Origin of the sequence: Coleofasciculus sp. D1-CHI-01, from assembly GCF_040218875.1 — a bacterium.
In the GTDB taxonomy this organism is placed as follows: domain Bacteria; phylum Cyanobacteriota; class Cyanobacteriia; order Cyanobacteriales; family Coleofasciculaceae; genus Coleofasciculus.
Genome location: NZ_JAVJQP010000156.1, coordinates 1 through 16554 on the forward strand (window position 1 = coordinate 1; position 16554 = coordinate 16554).

At 45.8% G+C, this 16554-nt stretch carries 18 protein-coding genes; 9 read left to right on the forward strand and 9 right to left on the reverse strand.

Features of this window, described 5'->3' with window-relative positions; genetic code table 11:
- The 7 genes from RIB93_RS27440 to RIB93_RS27470 form a co-directional block, all read right to left on the reverse strand.
- Window positions 1-475: flavin-containing monooxygenase (locus RIB93_RS27440; protein WP_446377721.1), on the reverse strand; the 475-nt coding region annotated here is incomplete at its 3' end.
- Between the two features lie 79 nt (window positions 476-554).
- Entirely contained in the window at window positions 555-1376 is an 822-nt protein-coding gene (locus RIB93_RS27445) for an SDR family NAD(P)-dependent oxidoreductase (protein WP_446377642.1), read from the reverse strand.
- Between the two features lie 241 nt (window positions 1377-1617).
- Complete coding sequence (locus tag RIB93_RS27450; protein WP_446377644.1) at window positions 1618-2607, reverse strand: SDR family NAD(P)-dependent oxidoreductase; 990 nt, start codon at window positions 2605-2607, stop codon at window positions 1618-1620.
- A gap of 371 nt (window positions 2608-2978) precedes the next feature.
- A complete protein-coding gene (locus RIB93_RS27455) occupies window positions 2979-4268 on the reverse strand; it encodes an alpha/beta hydrolase fold domain-containing protein (RefSeq protein WP_446377646.1) in 1290 nt (429 codons plus the stop codon).
- 103 nt (window positions 4269-4371) lie between these two features.
- Window positions 4372-7029, reverse strand: a complete 2658-nt coding sequence (locus tag RIB93_RS27460; RefSeq protein WP_446377648.1) for an EAL domain-containing protein — start codon at window positions 7027-7029, stop codon at window positions 4372-4374.
- A gap of 649 nt (window positions 7030-7678) precedes the next feature.
- Window positions 7679-8050, reverse strand: a complete 372-nt coding sequence (locus RIB93_RS27465) for a hypothetical protein (protein WP_446377650.1) — start codon at window positions 8048-8050, stop codon at window positions 7679-7681.
- A gap of 80 nt (window positions 8051-8130) precedes the next feature.
- The gene (locus tag RIB93_RS27470) at window positions 8131-8382 is read right to left on the reverse strand and encodes a hypothetical protein (protein ID WP_446377652.1); all 252 of its coding nucleotides are present in this window, start codon (window positions 8380-8382) and stop codon (window positions 8131-8133) included.
- A gap of 118 nt (window positions 8383-8500) precedes the next feature.
- Between RIB93_RS27470 and RIB93_RS27475 the strand changes: the two genes are divergently transcribed.
- The 3 genes from RIB93_RS27475 (at window position 8501) to RIB93_RS27485 (ending at window position 9394) form a co-directional block, all read left to right on the forward strand.
- The gene (locus RIB93_RS27475) at window positions 8501-8740 is read left to right on the forward strand and encodes a helix-turn-helix domain-containing protein (RefSeq protein ID WP_446377654.1); all 240 of its coding nucleotides are present in this window, start codon (window positions 8501-8503) and stop codon (window positions 8738-8740) included.
- Between the two features lie 107 nt (window positions 8741-8847).
- Window positions 8848-9108, forward strand: coding sequence for a helix-turn-helix domain-containing protein (locus tag RIB93_RS27480; protein WP_446377656.1), 261 nt, complete (start codon window positions 8848-8850; stop codon window positions 9106-9108).
- Window positions 9109-9157: 49 nt separating this feature from the next.
- Window positions 9158-9394, forward strand: coding sequence for a helix-turn-helix domain-containing protein (locus RIB93_RS27485; RefSeq protein ID WP_446377658.1), 237 nt, complete (start codon window positions 9158-9160; stop codon window positions 9392-9394).
- 183 nt (window positions 9395-9577) lie between these two features.
- Here the strand turns inward: RIB93_RS27485 and RIB93_RS27490 are convergent, their stop codons facing one another.
- Window positions 9578-9871, reverse strand: a complete 294-nt coding sequence (locus RIB93_RS27490; protein ID WP_446377660.1) for an antitoxin family protein — start codon at window positions 9869-9871, stop codon at window positions 9578-9580.
- Window positions 9872-10187: 316 nt separating this feature from the next.
- Between RIB93_RS27490 and RIB93_RS27495 the strand changes: the two genes are divergently transcribed.
- Window positions 10188-10574, forward strand: a complete 387-nt coding sequence (locus RIB93_RS27495) for a hypothetical protein (protein WP_446377662.1) — start codon at window positions 10188-10190, stop codon at window positions 10572-10574.
- On the forward strand, window positions 10575-10988 hold the full coding sequence (locus RIB93_RS27500; RefSeq protein WP_446377664.1) for an HNH endonuclease: 414 nt from the start codon (window positions 10575-10577) through the stop codon (window positions 10986-10988). It abuts the gene before it with no gap.
- Between the two features lie 169 nt (window positions 10989-11157).
- Here the strand turns inward: RIB93_RS27500 and RIB93_RS27505 are convergent, their stop codons facing one another.
- The gene (locus RIB93_RS27505; RefSeq protein ID WP_446377666.1) at window positions 11158-12339 is read right to left on the reverse strand and encodes an RtcB family protein; all 1182 of its coding nucleotides are present in this window, start codon (window positions 12337-12339) and stop codon (window positions 11158-11160) included.
- A 142-nt stretch (window positions 12340-12481) separates the two neighbouring features.
- Between RIB93_RS27505 and RIB93_RS27510 the strand changes: the two genes are divergently transcribed.
- From RIB93_RS27510 to RIB93_RS27525, 4 genes are all read left to right on the forward strand, one after another.
- The gene (locus tag RIB93_RS27510) at window positions 12482-14518 is read left to right on the forward strand and encodes an FAD-dependent oxidoreductase (RefSeq protein ID WP_446377668.1); all 2037 of its coding nucleotides are present in this window, start codon (window positions 12482-12484) and stop codon (window positions 14516-14518) included.
- Window positions 14509-14643, forward strand: a complete 135-nt coding sequence (locus tag RIB93_RS27515) for a hypothetical protein (protein ID WP_446377670.1) — start codon at window positions 14509-14511, stop codon at window positions 14641-14643. The genes RIB93_RS27510 and RIB93_RS27515 overlap by 10 nt, the downstream gene beginning before the upstream one ends.
- Window positions 14644-14864: 221 nt before the next feature.
- Window positions 14865-15365, forward strand: coding sequence for a hypothetical protein (locus tag RIB93_RS27520; RefSeq protein ID WP_446377672.1), 501 nt, complete (start codon window positions 14865-14867; stop codon window positions 15363-15365).
- Window positions 15350-16483: a hypothetical protein gene (locus tag RIB93_RS27525; RefSeq protein WP_446377674.1), complete on the forward strand. Its 1134-nt coding sequence runs from the start codon at window positions 15350-15352 to the stop codon at window positions 16481-16483. The genes RIB93_RS27520 and RIB93_RS27525 overlap by 16 nt, the downstream gene beginning before the upstream one ends.
- The last annotated feature ends 71 nt before the right edge of the window (window positions 16484-16554 follow it).

Here is a 16554-nt window from a genome sequence, read left to right on the forward strand (position 1 = left end):
AGTTTCCACCGCCAATCACTAGCACTCGTTTATCCCGCAGTTGTTCTGGTTTTTTGTAATCTTTAGAATGAATAATTTCCCCGTGAAATTGTCCCTCAAATTCTGGAAACCGTTTGCACCAATGATGTCCGTTACACAGTAATACGCCTTTATAAATCCGTTGTTCTCCATTGACAAAGGTTACTTCCCAGAGGTTATTTTCAATGGGTCGGACATACTCAACAGTACGATTAAGTTCAATCTGCTCCCGTAACTGAAAATGATCGGCAAAACGATTCAGATAATCCCGGATATGTTGAGCGCTGGGAAAATCTGGATAATCATCAGGCATGGGAAAATGAGTAAATTGGGTAATAGTTCGGGATGAAATAATATGGGCAGTTTCATAAACCCCGTGATACCAATTGCCACCGATATCATCACTGCCATCTACCTGATCATAGGCAATACCCGCCGCTTTCAGGGCTTGAGCCATACCCAATCCCACAAACCCTGCACCGATAATCAACTGCTTGTGACTGGTATTACCCTGCTGTACTGTTGAGCGAGAATGACTAACTTGCACCACGGTTTAATCTTTTGGAAAACTCATTCGTAATCCAGTTTAATAAACTAGGACTGTATCGTTTGAAAAATTGGACATTTTGCGCGATCGCATCCGGGAAGACGTGCAGTTGATCCCGTTGAATGCCTTGAATCGTCGCCGCCATCACCTTCGCTGGATCAGTTGTCCAAGAATCTGGCACACCTTGATGCCCTTCAGCGAGTATGCCATACCGTTTAGCTTGCAGAATGGGGGTACGGCTAAAAAATGGATAAACGGCTGTCACTTTGACATTGTAGTCCCTGACTTCATTGAACAGTCCCTCACTAAACCCCCGTAACCCATATTTACTGGCAGAATAATGGGTCAACCCTGCTGGTGCAAACCAACCCGCGACGGATGAAATATTCACAATATGTCCTTTTTGACGCGCAATCATATCCGCCACAAATAAAGAACTTAAACGCATTGGTGTGATTAAGTTCACCTGCATTAACCGTTCCCATTCCGGTGCTGGAACTTCGTCCATCCGACCAAACAAACCTATTCCAGCATTATTAATCAAAATGTCAATTGGACTATCCAGGGCTTTAACCTGATGATACAGCGATTCACAGCCCTCGCCAGACGACAAATCAGCCTCTAAGCAAGCCAGTACCTCCCCCGTTGCGACTTGGCGCTGAATTTCCTCAGCTTGTTGATGTAGTGTGGTTTTATTCAAATCCGTTAAGATTAATCGGCTACCTGCCATCAATAACTGTCGGGTTAATTCCTGTCCAAAGCCACCGGTGGCACCGGTAATCAGGACAACGGCTGAGCGTAGCTGGGTCATCTGTTTATTGTAGTAGGTTTGTTATTGGTCATTGGTCATTGGTCATTGGTCATTGGTCATTGGTCATTGGTCATTGGTCATTGGTCATCTGTCATTTAGACAGGGCGGGTTTAGTGACATTAGGGTGGACAAAAAAATGATAGTAGTGAAACCCGCCCCTACACATAAAACTCTTTTCTAGTCATTGATCATTCATCTTCCTCATCTTCCCCATCTTCCCCATCTTCCCCCACCCCAAAACTTATTCAGCCGCCCCTATTTTAGGGGAGCTAAGTGATTGTAACAGTAGCAGTGACCAAGGTACATTAATATTAGGCACCAGCCAGGGGGATTTTCTCAGGGCGGGAAAGACAAGGGGAAGCACGAAACGCAGCGATCGTAACGATACAGGACGTTCCCCGTTTTTGTCTACCAATCCGTAGTGTTTAGCCAACTCCGCCACAATCTGCACCCGCCCGGTTCGTCGCATCACCGTGGAATCTGTGGCTAGCGCCGCAATCACCCGTCCGGTGAGTAAGGGGGTTTCCCAGTTGTACCTCTCTTTTATGGCTGAGTTTTTCGGGTCAGCTGCCGTACTTTCATCCATATTGGCAGCAAACTGAGTAAACTTTTCAGTCCCCACAATTCCGGGCCAAATTGACAGGGATGCAATATTCTGGGGTTTAAGTTCAATCGCCATATCTGCGGCTAAGCGATCGCACGCTGATTTACCTGCACCGTAGGGAGGACTAAAAATATAGGATAAACTCCCCCAAGAGGAGATGGTACAAATAAGTCCTTGCTGATGGGGGGTCATCATCCGGGCGGCAAAAATACTGGCAACATAGTGGCTCCGCAGCCCCACATTATTGCAAGCATCCCACAAACTCGGTTCACTCTCCCAGAACGGCTTTCCCGAAGCATCTGTTAAGGCTTGTACCCCGGCGTAAGCATTATTAACCAGCAGATCCAGTTGTCCTTGTTCATCCTGGATACGCTCAAACAACAAACGCACTTGCTCATCGTCACTGTGATCTACTTGCATGGGAATGCAGACGCCACCAGCTTGTTCAACGGCGGATTGGGTTTCCTGGAGACTCCCGGATACACCATCATCAGAGGTTGAACGCTCCAGGGTGCGCCCTGTAATATACACTATCGCTCCAGCTTCACCCAGCGCGATCGCAATTCCCTTACCTAGACCCCGCGTTGCCCCTGTGACTACTGTGATTTTACCCTCAAGATGTTTCATAATTGTTTTTTTTCAGTTTATCTGCTCCTTACGTCGCTATCGCTGCGCGTCACGCTTCGCTCAGAATGACACGTTATACCAAATCCGGGTTAGCTATTCCCCATATAACCCAGTTCGCGCAGGCGGACGCAAGGCAAGTGTAGCAGCGATTTCAATCGCCATGGCAAAAGGGGGTTCCGTTATCGGATTTGGTATTAGAACGCAACTTGGCATGATGGCGACACCCAAACCGTTATCACCTCTGCCAGAAACTCTATCATCGATATCTCCAAGCTTCAGTTTCAACTATCGAAAGTGAGCAACCGGATATGATATAACCCGTTTTAACGGGTTTGAGCTTTTAGCGGGAACTTGAGTTCCCCGCTTCATTTTCAATAAGACTTCAACGCCCAAGCCATAAATCGCTCCGTGTAATACAATGCCAACTGATTACTCACGCCATTAAAAACCGCATCAAAAGCATGTTCAGCCCAGGGAATTTCTAACCAAACAGCACAATTCCCAGCCGCTTGTAATTGCTCGTAGAGTTGGCGTCCAAACTTTGCCTTAATGATATGATCTCGACCCGCGTAGACCAATAACGTAGGAGGCAGATCGGATTTAATATAACTAATAGGAGAAGCTTGCCGATAAAGTTCTGGTACTTCATCCGGCGTTCCGGCTAAAAAGGCGCGGAGAATCGCCCGAATGTTGAGCGGGTCAGGAAAGGGCAAATCATGATATCCTTCTTTTAAATCTACGGGTCCGTAGTAATTAACCACAGCCCGAATCGGAATTGTATTTAGATGATAAGCCGCAAGTGCTGCTAGTTGCGCCCCTGCCGATCGCCCCATGAGCGCGATTCGTTCGGTATCAATTTCTAACTCATGAGCATGGCTTTGGATATAGGATAAAGCTGCCTGTACATCCTCCAGTTGAGCGGGAAAGTGATATTGGGGAGCATGACGGTAATCAATGGCGATCACAGAGTAGCCCTGATTTGCCATGTAGCGGTTAAATGTCTCATTATTATCGGGAGTCCCTATTTGCCACGCCCCACCATAGATGGTAATAATCGCCGGATATTTACCAACAGTCAACGGTCGGTAAATATTGAGTTTAAGGTTGACCCCATCCGGCTGAGAAAATATAATCCCTCGATCAATGCGAACCTCCGCGATCTGCTGAAAGCAGCAGCGCTTCGCTATCGCAATCCCCCGAAACGCATCGGCTAAACTAAAAGGTTGGGGACGCATGGGTGTTGGTGCATCCTGGGAAATTGTTGCCAAATCCTCTACACCCAGATCCTTGAGCATTTGAGCCGCGATTCGTGCATTCACGGCTGGAAACTGAATTAATGGCAAAAGGCTGAGGATTAAACCAATCAGGCTACAGATTACTGCCAAATTGTCAAGCCCGCCTTCGTGTAAATTTAAGATGGCTAGTATTAGTGCGATCGCATTCACACCCAGCAGCCAAGGACTCGCTTCTGGCGCAGCCACGGCTAGCGGTAGCATCCAAAACGTAGGCGCTGGGACAATAACCCAGAGACTAAGAAACAATCCGACTCCACTCAGGAACAAAGGAAAGAACAGCGAGAGTAGGACTATACCCAACCCAATTAGTGGGGTTTTCCCTTTGATGCTTTGCCGTGTGCTTTTGTCCCAGTTAGCTTGGAGCATGGAGTGAGAAATCGATGATTACACTCTAATCCTACATCGGCTATATAAAACTAATACTACTACGGACATACAATGTCGGCTAATGTCAGAAAACGTCAAAAAATCATTGTACTCGCTTATCCTCGACAGATACAGAAGTTTTGACTTCATTCTTAACGCTCACTGAACGACTAACCTGACGCTCTAACTGAACCGATTTTCCTCGAAGTAATTTTATAGCGCCATCACTGTCTACGGGTTTTGAGAATAAAAACCCTTGACCATAGTGACATTGCAATGCTACTAAAGGCGAAACTTGTTCCAATAACTCAATTCCCTCAGCCACCACATCCATACTCATGGTTCGGGCGAGGGTGATAATCGCTTGAACAATTTCCGAATTCTCTCCTAACGCGCCAATCCGACTGATAAATGAACGGTCAATTTTCAGCGTGCTAATTGGAAAATTATGCAGGCGACTTAAGGAGGAATAGCCAGTGCCAAAGTCGTCAATACACAGATGAATTTGCCGTTTTTTCAATTGCAACAGTAAGTCTTTGACCAGTTCCGGATTGTCGATGACCACACTTTCGGTAATCTCCAACTTTAAACTACCAACCGCAATATTAGTTTCCTCTAATATTTGGTCAATTTGCGCCAATAAATCCGCTTGCGTAAACTGTTTACAGGACAAATTAACATTCATCGTCAAGGGTTGGGGACTTTGAAATTGCTGCTGCCAAATACTGAGTTGGCGACAAGCTTCCCGCAGTATCCACCACCCCATGGGAATAATTAATCCCGTTTCTTCGGCGATGGGGATGAACTCGGCGGGAAAGACTAACCCGCGTTGCGGATGTTGCCAACGTACCAATGCTTCAAAGCCGGTAATCTGATGAGTGAGTAGGGAGACAATGGGTTGATAATGAACTTGAAATTCTTGCCGTTCGATCGCACGCCGCATATCGGTTTCTAGCTGTAATCGATCAACCGTGGGACTTAACATCTGGTTATCAAAGATAGCATAGCCCGGTTTGCCTTGGGAACGGGCGCGATGCATGGCGGTATTGGCGTTACGGAGTATATCTTCAGCCGATAAAATCTGGCGATCGCGATTCGTATTCAGGGCAATGCCAATGCTGGTTGTCATGAACACGTCTCGCCCTTCCAGGTTAAACGGTAATGTCAAGGCTTGCTCAATTGCATCTGCCACTTGAATGGCATCACAAACCCCCTGAATCCCCTCTAGCAGGATAGCAAACTCATCTCCACCCAAACGGGCGACAGTATCCGTGGGACGCAAGCAGTTTTGTAGGCGCTGTCCAAACTCTTGCAGCAGTTGATCCCCCAAATGATTCCCCAAACTTTCGTTAACCACTTTGAAGCGATTGAGATTGAGTAACACCACGGCAAATCGATAGGATGGAGAATCCCGGTTCTCCCCTTGACCCGGTTGGGCGCGTCTTCCGGCTTGCTGCAAGCGATCCATGAATAAGGCGCGGTTCGCTAGTCCGGTGAGGCGATCGTAAAAGGCATTAAACAATAATAGTTCTTCTGCTCGTTTGCGATCGGTAATATCTAAGGCATAAATGCGAATGCACTCAATTTCGGGAACGTAATGCAGGACTTGTTCATAAACAATTTCCCCAATTTTTACCTCGCGTCTCAAGGAACTTTGCTGCTGCATCAACCGAATCATCGAGGGCATTTCTGCCAAAAATGGATGTTCAGCTTCACTCTCTAATAATTCGGGCAACAAGCGCATGGCTTCTGGGTTAAGATAACGCACACGCCCTGCTAAATCAATTTCGACAATGGGATTGGGGGTCAATAGGGGAAACGAGGCTAAACGGGCTGTTTCTTGATGGGTGAGACAATGTTCGTTCTGATCCCGTCCGATGGCAAAAAAGAAGTCAAGTTCACCGCTTTTCTTAAAAACCTGTTGGCTACGCCATTCTACCCAAAGTTCTTGACCCTCTTTGGTCAGGACTCCGGTTTCATGGACGGTGGGCGATTGTAATTCTGATTTTTCATCAGTGGTTTTGATTAATTTGGCAAAGGGTTTGCGGTCAACGTCTCGAAGAAACGTATTCACAAAATCCGTTCCTTTCACTTCATCCAGGGTATAACCTAACGTTTCCAGTAATCTGGGATTCATCATCCGGGTTTTTCCCTGGGAGTCAATGGCGACAAAAAAGCCACCATGGGTTTCGACTAAATTTTGATTAAATTCTTGTTGCTGGTGCAGTTGTTCGGTTAACCGTTGGCGTTCCATCACCAACCCCAACTGCATCGCGATCGCACTCACCCATTCTATCCATTGGCGATCGCCAGGATGAGAGTGGCGGGTAAAAAAGGTTAAGACAGCGAGTACCCGATCATCGAGGAGAATGGGGATCGCGCCTCCAGCTTGAAACCCTTGTTGCTGATCCGTGGCGCTAAGCAGAGTGAATTCGGCATCAGGATCAATCCCATTTGCCTTGGTTTGGTCAATCCATTCTGGTTGTTTTGATCTCCACACCCGTCCGGGTATGCCGATATTGGGGGGAAATATTAGTGTTTCTCTGGTGCGTCGCCATGGTTGTAGATCACAGGGATCGCCAGACCAGGCTTGGCTACAGGTTAAACGACCAGAATCAGGCGTCGGCAGCCATGCTTCACCATAATCCCAATGGGTGACTTCACAGACGCGATGCAGCACTAAATCCAATGCTGAGTAAAGATCGGGAACCTTGGCGATCGCCGGAATCAGAGATTGCAACAGACGGAATTGTTCGGACATGCACTAAAACCCTTTTATCATAGATGCTTTCACTCACAGGGCGCGATCGCGATCGATAGTGATATCGATGTGAATAATCGCACTTGTTTGATGCTCTACGATAGATGCAGCCCTTACATCCAGCCTTAGCTGGAAGATGTTGAGCAATAAGTCGGTTGGGTCAGATCTAGAGTCTCTAAATGTCTGAGTCCTGACGGGGAAACGTTCTGTCTAGTTCCTAGCTGTCACTGACCTGGAACATCGCCATTGGTTTGGTTATTGGCTCGGCGATCGCTCCTTATTTTGACTTAGCCCACCATTTACTTATTTTCTATTGTTATGAATAATTCAGTATTTCTTTGTATTTTCAATCACTGGGTTAATTGATTGACATCACAATGACGATGTGATTTTTCGACGAAAATCCGTTGAAACTACTCTAATTTAACCCTGCCCTAAATCCTAAGTTTGATGAAGCTAAACGGCGAGACTACTGCATTCAATATTTAATAAAAATTCATCCGATTACCTCAATTATACGGCTTAGGAGGGATGAAGTCTGGCTATTCAATCCCTAATTTAACGTTAAGGATATCCCTATCCTATCCATGTCGTTTACAGGTTCATCCTTGCAGGGCGACAGGACAAGGGTTTGAGGCTATTTTTACAATCACGTCCATGGAAGTGATATCACCATTGAACCTCTAGATAACTCGGTGTAGCGTTGCTGGTATATAGCTTGAAGCCGATCCCAGACCTGTTGTGTATACCGTTGGGATTCTTGCTGAATCAATGACCAGAGAAGGTTTAGGGCTTCTAGATTGGGACAAAAGCGGATCAGAGTACGGCAAGCGGCGATCCATTGTTCGAGATTGCGATAACTCACAAAATAACCGCCCCGTCCTTGGATATGTACCCAAAGAACATTGTGCCATTTTTCCCAGTTGAGGATGCGCCGGGGATCAATGTTCAAGTATTTGGCGATTTGGTTGAGAGTGATGACAAAGGTTTGGGGATGAATACGGTGTCGGATTCGCATCATAGCTATTTTTGGGTTTTCAATGGGGTTTGATTTTTCCCCCTTCCCGGGTTGAGAAGGAGGTTAGGGGTTAAGTCTGTTCATTAATCGATACGAAGGCGGCGATAGAGAATACTCATCACTTCGCCAGGATTCTGGGTGGGTTGGGGCTTACTCCACTCGCTGACGTGGGCGTAGCCGAGGCGATAGAAGGTGTGAATGGTGCGGGTGACGCCTTGGGGTGAACTGATAACGATGACTTTTAGAGGGTGCCGGTTGTCTGGCGGGGGCGTAGATGGTACAGGGGTTGCAGGGTTGGGAGTTGGGGAGGAATCGCGGATAAAGTCTTGAGTCATTGGAGTTGTCCTAACTTTTGCAGTTTTTGTTCATAAAAACGAACATAAAGTCAGTTTAGCACAAAGTTCATAACTATGAACATTTACTGAGTCATAAGCCTCTGACACTATAGAAACCATGGGAAAAGCAGGTGAAGCGCTAAGGCAGGTATTGCAGACGTACAAAATCAGCCAAAATAAATTGGCGGTGACAATGGGGATTGGTCGATCAACGGTTCACTACTGGTATCAAAACACTCAAGATCCTTCCGCTGAGACAGTTTTGGAAATCAGAAAGGCACTGCGGAAGATTGATCCGGCGGCGGCGCAAGAGTTTATCCGGCTGTATTTGGATGAGTCAGATGAGGATGAGGAGTAGTTTTGGGGATTAAGCGACGCTATCTTCTGTCATGGAATTTTTAATGGTCTACTTATAGCTGCTCATAGCCTAATCTATGAAGGAGCCGTTGACTCAGTGGTTAGGGTTTGCCACAATTCAGAGTCATGGGACAAGCAGGCAAAGCTTTGAAAAAGGTGCTGGAAACGTATGAAATTAGTCAATATCGATTAGCGGCAGAATTAGGGATTGGACGCTCTAATGTATACCGTTGGGTCAATGAGGTGAGAGATCCAACGGCTGAAACTGTGAAAGATATTGTGCAAGTGCTGCGGAAGATCAACTCGGCGGCGGCGACGGAGTTTATCCGACTGTATTTAGGTGATAATTCGGTAGATGATGAGGAATAATCATCGGAAGGTTAGAGGTGATCAAAGGTATTCGATCACCATAGAAGCTATGGGAAAAGCGGGTGAAGCACTCAGACAGGTATTGCAGATCTATGGCATCAGCCAAAATAAATTGGCGGTAACGATGGGAATTGGTCGCTCAACAGTTCACTATTGGTTTAGCGGAACGAGAGATCCCGCAGCTGAGGCAGTCTTGGAAATCAGGAAGGCACTGCGGAAGATTGATCCGGCGGCGGCGCAAGAGTTTATCCGGCTGTATTTGGATGAGTCAGATGAGGATGAGTAGGGGCGCATAGACGTGCGCCCTGATAGTGAGGAATTTGGGAAATTAACGTTACTATATTTCTCGGCTGAGTTTAAATAAATAATAGGTGACCTGTTGCAGTATCCGCGATCGCTTGTATCCAGGCACTGCCTGTTTCCGGTATATAACGTTTGACTAAGGCGCTGCTATCCAGGAAGTAAGCATTTACCATTCGCCCCGATCCTCAATAATGATTTCAGACAAGGGTTTACCGGGGATAGCTCTTAGTTTTTCTGTCAATTCTTGCCATGTAGCTTCACAGACAGGTTCAACACCGTTCTGATGAGGGGGAGGAGTAACCAGTCCAGCCGCAGCTAAGGATTGGCTGATACGTTCAAGTTGAGTTGCTGAATCTTCAGGCAAAATCTGAATCTGCACGGTTTGATGTTCTTGCAGGGGCAAGGGAGTTAAGGGGCGCAGCACTCCATTTTCATAGATGGCGGTAATAGTTTCAGGCATTATAATGAAGTAGAACAGTGGCTATGAATATTCTAGTATTTAGCGTCTGTGCGAGACTGAAGATTTAGAAAAACTGGAATCAGAACTCGCTAAATTTAACATTTCCCTAAATCTTGACTTCAATGATAGATAAGATCAACGGTGCGTTACGCTTCGCTAACGCACCCTACAACTTGACTTGTTTATAATGGTGAAAGATGTGAGTTTTTAGGAGTTAGGATTTCCTCATATCAATCTATTCAGCTTATGATAAAGACAGCATAGATCATCCAATCTAGTTATAGACTCGCAGTTTTCCAGGCACGAAAAAGCAACCATGGCTGAACTAACCATTCAAGTACCAGACGAACTAGCTCAACGCCTAGAACCACTCCGGGATCGTCTCCCGGAATTACTACAGCGTCTCGTAGAAACCGTTTCTCCCAGAATTTCCTTACCTAACCAAATTTCATCAGTTACTAGCCAAACAGATGCTCCAATTGCCTATACTGAAGTTCTAGACTTTCTGATCACCCGCCCGACTCCTCAAGAAATCACGACCTTCAAAGTTTCAGCTGCAGCTCAAGCACGTCTTTGCACCCTATTAGACAAAAACCGAGAAGGAACCCTTACAGAAACTGAAGCAACAGAACTTGATTTATATGAGCAGTTAGAGCATCTGATGATTTTGCTCAAAGCCAAAGCTTATGCCTTAATCGGATAAATGGCCACTTCCTCAATTTCTCCTTCTCTACGTCAGCTAGTGATTGAACGGGCGCGGGGTAAATGTGAATACTGTCTCATTCACCAAGATTATTCAATCTACAGCCATGAAGTTGACCACGTTATTGCTCGAAAACACGGCGGTCAAACCGTAGCCGAAAATCTTGCATTATCCTGTTTATCTTGCAACCGTCATAAGGGTTCTGACTTAACAATCTTTGACCCAGTTACTCATGAAATTGTCCCTTTGTTCAACCCGCGCTACCAAATCTGGACAGATCACTTTACCTTAGAAAAAACTCACATTATTGGTACGACAGCAACAGGTCGAGCCACGGTGTTTTTACTCAAAGTCAATGCTTCAACTCGTTTGTCGTATCGTCAAGTATTAATTGCCCAAGGACGGTATCCGTAAGACTAAGCTGGGTGCACACAATTAAAGTTAACGGTTGAGATTAGGGAACAGTAAGGGTTTGAGACTTGTTTACATAACTTAATTTAGTTAAATTTATTTCCACCAACCTACTTATAGTAAATTAGCATCAACAAATAACAAATAAGGTGGGCATTGCCCACCCTACAAATCAACCTTTCACACAAACTACCTGCTTTAGCGTCGCCACCACTTCCACCAAGTCCGCTTGATTAGTCATCACTTCATCAATGGGTTTATACGCGCCGGGAATCTCATCCAAAACCCCGCCATCTTTGCGACATTCAACCCCTTGAGTTTGTGTCACCAAATCATCCAGGGAAAACTTTTTCTTTGCCTTGTTCCGAGACATTAAACGCCCTGCGCCATGGGAGCAACTGCAATAACTTGCATGATTCCCTTTCCCTTTGACAATAAATGACTTTGCCCCCATCGAACCTGGTATAATTCCGTAATCCTCTTCACGCGCCCGTACTGCACCCTTGCGCGTCACATACACGTCTTCCCCAAAATGGACTTCTTTCTCGGCATAATTATGATGGCAATTTACCTCTAACAAGGGCTTGATTGGCTTACCTCCCGCCAAATGTTGTTCCACAATTCGCTTAAAACGCGCCATCATTACATCGCGATTATAACGGGCATAATTCTGCGCCCATTGTAAATCTCGCCAGTAGGCGGCAAATTCTGGAGTTCCAGCAATAAAGTAGGCTAAATCGGGATCAGGTAAGCGATTTTCGGCTAATTTGGCTAATTCCTTCGCGGTGCTAATATGGCATTGCGCCAAGCGATTGCCAATATTCCGAGAACCAGAATGTAGCATTAACCACACGGCATCCTCTGTATCGAGGCACACTTCAATAAAGTGATTTCCGCCACCCAGAGAACCCAACTGCTTCATCGCTTTTCCTTGCACATCCTGCACACCGCGATGTAAGTCTTTGAAATGTGTCCAGCCTTGCCAATTGCTGGCATCTTTTTCTACCTCTTTATTTTGGTTAAATCCCAGAGGAATGGCGGCTTCAATATCTAAGCGAATTTTCTTGAGTTTCCCCTCCAGTTGTTCTGCGCTAAATGGTGTTTTAATCGCTGCCATTCCACAGCCAATATCGACGCCCACCGCCGCCGGAATGACAGCATCTTTAGTGGCAAGAACCGACCCAACTAATGCGCCTTTGCCTAAGTGAACATCTGGCATTAACGCCACATGTTTAAATACAAAGGGTAGGGAAGCCACATTTTTTGCCATCTGGGTTTCATCATGACTTAAATCATGATTCGCCCAGGAGAAAACGGGCTTATCAGTGGACAGTTTCAGTTGTTCGTAAGGCATAAACCTGTGTCTCTAGCGCTAAATAACATTAACATACTACAAGTATAATACAGGTGACGCGATCGCGCAGATGAACTTATCGGGTGATGGCAACGTCAAGACATCTGTCGTAACATCTGATACGCACTGCATTTTAACTCTTATGAAGCCTTCTCGACGTGTATCTGCCGGAAAATCTATCATTTCCTTGTCTTTTAGCCTGATTTCTCTACTATCCTTTGCCCCAGTATCCCGTAGCGCCCCCGATGGCACTTCCGATGAAACCGTCACCTGTGAAATCTTGGTGGTTGGGGGTGGATTAGCGGGTGCAGCGACAGCTTATGAAGGGTTACTCGCCGGACGAACAGTTTGCTTGACGGAGATTACCGATTGGGTAGGGGGACAGATTTCCTCCCAGGGAACCTCTGCACTGGATGAACGCCCGACTCAGCGATCGCGCCTTTTCTATTCTCGCGGTTATTTGGAATTGCGGGAACGGATTAGACGCAAATACAAGGAACTGAATCCGGGGGATTGTTGGGTGAGTGAATCCTGTTTTATTCCCAGTGACGCCCACGATATCCTTTTAGATATGTTGCAGGATGCAGCCAAACGGGGGAAAGGGACACTGAAGTGGTTTCCCTCCACGGTGATTAAGGAACTTGACTACAATCCTACCGGGAACTTGATTAAAAGTGCGATCGCGATTCAGCATCAACCCACCCCTGATGCACCACCCCTGAACACGTTTCCCTTATCGCAAACCATTGAAGATTGGTATCAGTACCAAGATTCCCCCCAGTTTGACAAAACCATTATCCGCTTCGTTCCGCAAAACCCATCGCCAGGAAACGCCCCAGACTGGTATGTTGTGGAAGCCACAGAAACGGGAGAACTGATTGGGTTAACCAATGTCCCCTACCGCTTGGGAATTGACCCCCGTTCTCATCTCGAACCCTCGTCTTCCAGCGCCACTGGGAATCCCTATTGCACTCAGGGGTTTACCTACACCTTTGCCATGGAAGCCACGCAGGAACCTCAAAGCCATGAAATGCCACCATTTTACCCGCAGTACGAACCCTATTATAGTTATGAATTACCCCGCTTAGCTGACTTTGACTTAGTGTTTACCTATCGGCGGATTTGGAGTCCTAAAAAAGGTGAACCAGAGAAATTTAGCGGAATTTCCTTTACCGCGCCCACCGTCGGGGATATCTCCATGCAAAACTGGACGTGGGGAAATGACTACCGTCCGGGTACAGAGGTTGATAACCTTGTTTATACTCCTGACCAATTGCAAGCGACGGGACAGTTAGCCCCCGGAGGCTGGATGGGGGGTTTGCGAACCGAGAGTTTACGCAAGGCGGAGGAACTCTCCCTGGGGTATTTCTATTGGTTAGTTGAGGGAACAACAGACTCCCAACTTGGTGATGGCGTGAAGGAACCCCATCCCAGTTATCGTTATTTATCCGGATTAGACTCTCCCATGGGAACAGTACATGGGTTATCCAAGTATCCCTATATGCGAGAAGGACGGCGAATTATTGGACGCCCTGCTTTTGGGTATCCGGAGGGGTTTACAATTTGGGAAATTGATATGTCTCGCCGCAATTACCGGGAGGATTATTACCGTCAAACCTTATCTCCCAAAATGTATCGCCAATTATGGACGGCTTTAGCGGGACGAGAAGCGATTTCGGTGATTCAGGGTGAGGTATCACCCGATGAGGTAAATCGACGCACTCGTTCAACCATCTATCCCGATTCCGTGGGAATTGGACATTATGCGATTGATTTTCACCCCTGCATGAGTTTCTCTCCCCCAGAAGCGCCAGGAAATACGGAACGGGAGGGGGAACGTCAAGGGGCGGGTCAAGCCTATCCGTTTCAAATTCCCCTGCGGGCGATGATTCCGCAAAAGATTGACAATATGTTAGTGGCGGGAAAAAGTATTGCTACGAGTCATATTGCAGCGGCGGCGTATCGGGTGCATTCCTTTGAATGGTCATCGGGTGCAGGGGCGGGAACGACGGCGGCGTTTGCGTTGGAGAAGGGGATTGCACCGTTTGAATTGGTGGATGGACTTCCACCTTATGATTCACAGTTGCAGGTGTTGCGACGGCGGTTGGAGGCGAATAATAATCCGACGGCGTTTCCGGATACGTCGATTTTTAATCAAGATTGGGAAGATTGGCGTTAAAGGAAACGTGCGATCGCGCTGTTTGTAATAGCCTGTTTGTAGTAGCCACTTTAGTGGCTCTTCATGCCTTAAACGGGGTAGAGAGATGGTGCGATCGCGTCAGTCAGCAAGCCCGAATTATCTGACGAAATGATTACACCTTTTCCCATAATATTGGCAATTGATCAATTAACTGTAAGGGTACTTGCCAGCTTAAGTTAAAGTTGTTATTATATTCAGTATCGCCACTCCGAGAATAATTACGCCGATTTTACGTCTTATAGCAATCACCATAGCGGTTAGGACGCATCATTTGGTAGAGACGTTGCATGCAACGTCTCTACAACACTTCGGAAAGTCCTAACCGATGTGTCTACTGCTATATATTTTTCATCTAACAGACTGCGTTAAACGCTTTACAGAAAATTACAAGAAAGCCATTAATGGAATAAGTGGGCGTTTTGTCAAGACACTCATGGGTGGTTTTATCGGTACAGCCATTTTAGCAGTAGCAGCGGCTTTTTTCACACCTGCCATCGCCATGTTTCTCGCACCGATACTGGCACCAGGTCTTTCAGGGGCAGCAGCCGTATCAGCAGTTTTAGCATTTCTTGGTGGTGGAGCAATCGCTGTCGGTGGTTTTGGAATGGCAGGTGGTTTTGCTGTTCTTGTAGCTGGTGGAGCTATCCTTGGTGGTAGTGCCGGTGCAACCGTTGGTACTTTATTTGCTCAATCTCCTGATATTGCGTTAACTCAAGCCGCGAAGTTAGAAGTTGTAATGAAGGAGATTATTTTTATCCAAAAGGATAATATTCCGAAGTTTTCCTCCTTGCAGAAAAGGCAAGAATATCTATGCCAAGATTTGTAGAACCCACTTCAGTTAAAACGAGTTTATCCAAAGAATGGACATGGGATGATCAGTTTTTCTTGAATTACCATCCGGAAGTGGCTGAAGCCAAGATTAGAGAAGAAGTTTTTCGGAATCCGGCTCTCCTCCCATCTTTGTCAAGTTTAGATTATGCCATAGTGGGACTATCTGGCTTAGTAGCTTCGATTGTTGATTTTTTGGTTGTCAGAATACCTAAAAACATAAATTATCTCAGTCACTATCAACAGAAGGGAAGCAACTTTACAAGTTGGTTAAGAAGCTTAGGAGTCGATCAAGATGGAAAATTAAGTCCGTTTCTTCAGTGGTGCGAAGACGTGTGTAAAGTTCCTTATGACCAAAGTATTAACCCGGAAAATAAGGGGTTTACTCCCAAAACACATAGGCTATTAAGCCTTGGTCATGATCCTCTATTTGGTCTCATTTTTGGATCGATTGATATTTTCAATGGCTCACTGACAACCTTTGATATCAATGGCAAGCTGCAAATCATTAAAACCTTTGACTTACCACAAGAAGAAAAATTTTTTGCACCGTTTATTTGGTTAGGTCATATCGTTTCTGACTTGTGTACTAAAATGGGAATTCCCATTCCTAGTTGGGGTTTTCTCCAACTCCTACAAATTGGTTCATTTGGAACAAGTCAAAAGACAGTGGCGGAAATTTCTCGATGGATGTATCTGAATGGTTATGACTTAAGACATTTCGTTACTATGTCCGTTTCGGTGGCTGTTGTTGAAATTATTGTCAGAGCTTATCAATACCTTTCTGTAGACAAGCCAATACATCCTCAATCTTCTTTATATAGTTTTGATGTAAACAAGGAAACTAGCCAAATTCAGGCTAATTTGAAACTGCATAAAATGCTGTTCCTATCTCATACCTTAGCCGCCAGTGGAAATGCTATAAAAGTTTTTGCATACGCTGGTAATCCTTTAGCGATTAATCTTCCTCAATGGCTAGTCCTTTTAAAGGAAAGTGTGATCATGGTCAAAGCAGTGACGAGAGATACGAGTTTTGAAAAAGTGATTCGTAATCGAATTAAAATCAGTCAAGAATGGAAAGAAATTCAAGACATCAAAATTAGACGTTTTGACTAATTGATAGGTCTCGCCGGCATTACCGGAAGGACTATTCAGGCAGTGCGATCGCTCTCCACTGTACAATGAAG

Coding starts and splice junctions, on each gene's coding strand:
- RIB93_RS27450 (WP_446377644.1), bottom strand. CDS start 2,607: ATGAAACATCTTGAGGGTAAAATCACAGTAGTCACAGGGGCAACGCGG.
- RIB93_RS27460 (WP_446377648.1), bottom strand. CDS start 7,029: ATGTCCGAACAATTCCGTCTGTTGCAATCTCTGATTCCGGCGATCGCC.
- RIB93_RS27445 (WP_446377642.1), bottom strand. CDS start 1,376: ATGACCCAGCTACGCTCAGCCGTTGTCCTGATTACCGGTGCCACCGGT.
- RIB93_RS27525 (WP_446377674.1), top strand. CDS start 15,350: ATGCCAAGATTTGTAGAACCCACTTCAGTTAAAACGAGTTTATCCAAA.
- RIB93_RS27505 (WP_446377666.1), bottom strand. CDS start 12,339: ATGCCTTACGAACAACTGAAACTGTCCACTGATAAGCCCGTTTTCTCC.
- RIB93_RS27490 (WP_446377660.1), bottom strand. CDS start 9,871: ATGCCTGAAACTATTACCGCCATCTATGAAAATGGAGTGCTGCGCCCC.
- RIB93_RS27500 (WP_446377664.1), top strand. CDS start 10,575: ATGGCCACTTCCTCAATTTCTCCTTCTCTACGTCAGCTAGTGATTGAA.
- RIB93_RS27475 (WP_446377654.1), top strand. CDS start 8,501: ATGGGAAAAGCAGGTGAAGCGCTAAGGCAGGTATTGCAGACGTACAAA.
- RIB93_RS27510 (WP_446377668.1), top strand. CDS start 12,482: ATGAAGCCTTCTCGACGTGTATCTGCCGGAAAATCTATCATTTCCTTG.
- RIB93_RS27485 (WP_446377658.1), top strand. CDS start 9,158: ATGGGAAAAGCGGGTGAAGCACTCAGACAGGTATTGCAGATCTATGGC.
- RIB93_RS27470 (WP_446377652.1), bottom strand. CDS start 8,382: ATGACTCAAGACTTTATCCGCGATTCCTCCCCAACTCCCAACCCTGCA.
- RIB93_RS27495 (WP_446377662.1), top strand. CDS start 10,188: ATGGCTGAACTAACCATTCAAGTACCAGACGAACTAGCTCAACGCCTA.
- RIB93_RS27455 (WP_446377646.1), bottom strand. CDS start 4,268: ATGCTCCAAGCTAACTGGGACAAAAGCACACGGCAAAGCATCAAAGGG.
- RIB93_RS27520 (WP_446377672.1), top strand. CDS start 14,865: ATGTGTCTACTGCTATATATTTTTCATCTAACAGACTGCGTTAAACGC.
- RIB93_RS27465 (WP_446377650.1), bottom strand. CDS start 8,050: ATGATGCGAATCCGACACCGTATTCATCCCCAAACCTTTGTCATCACT.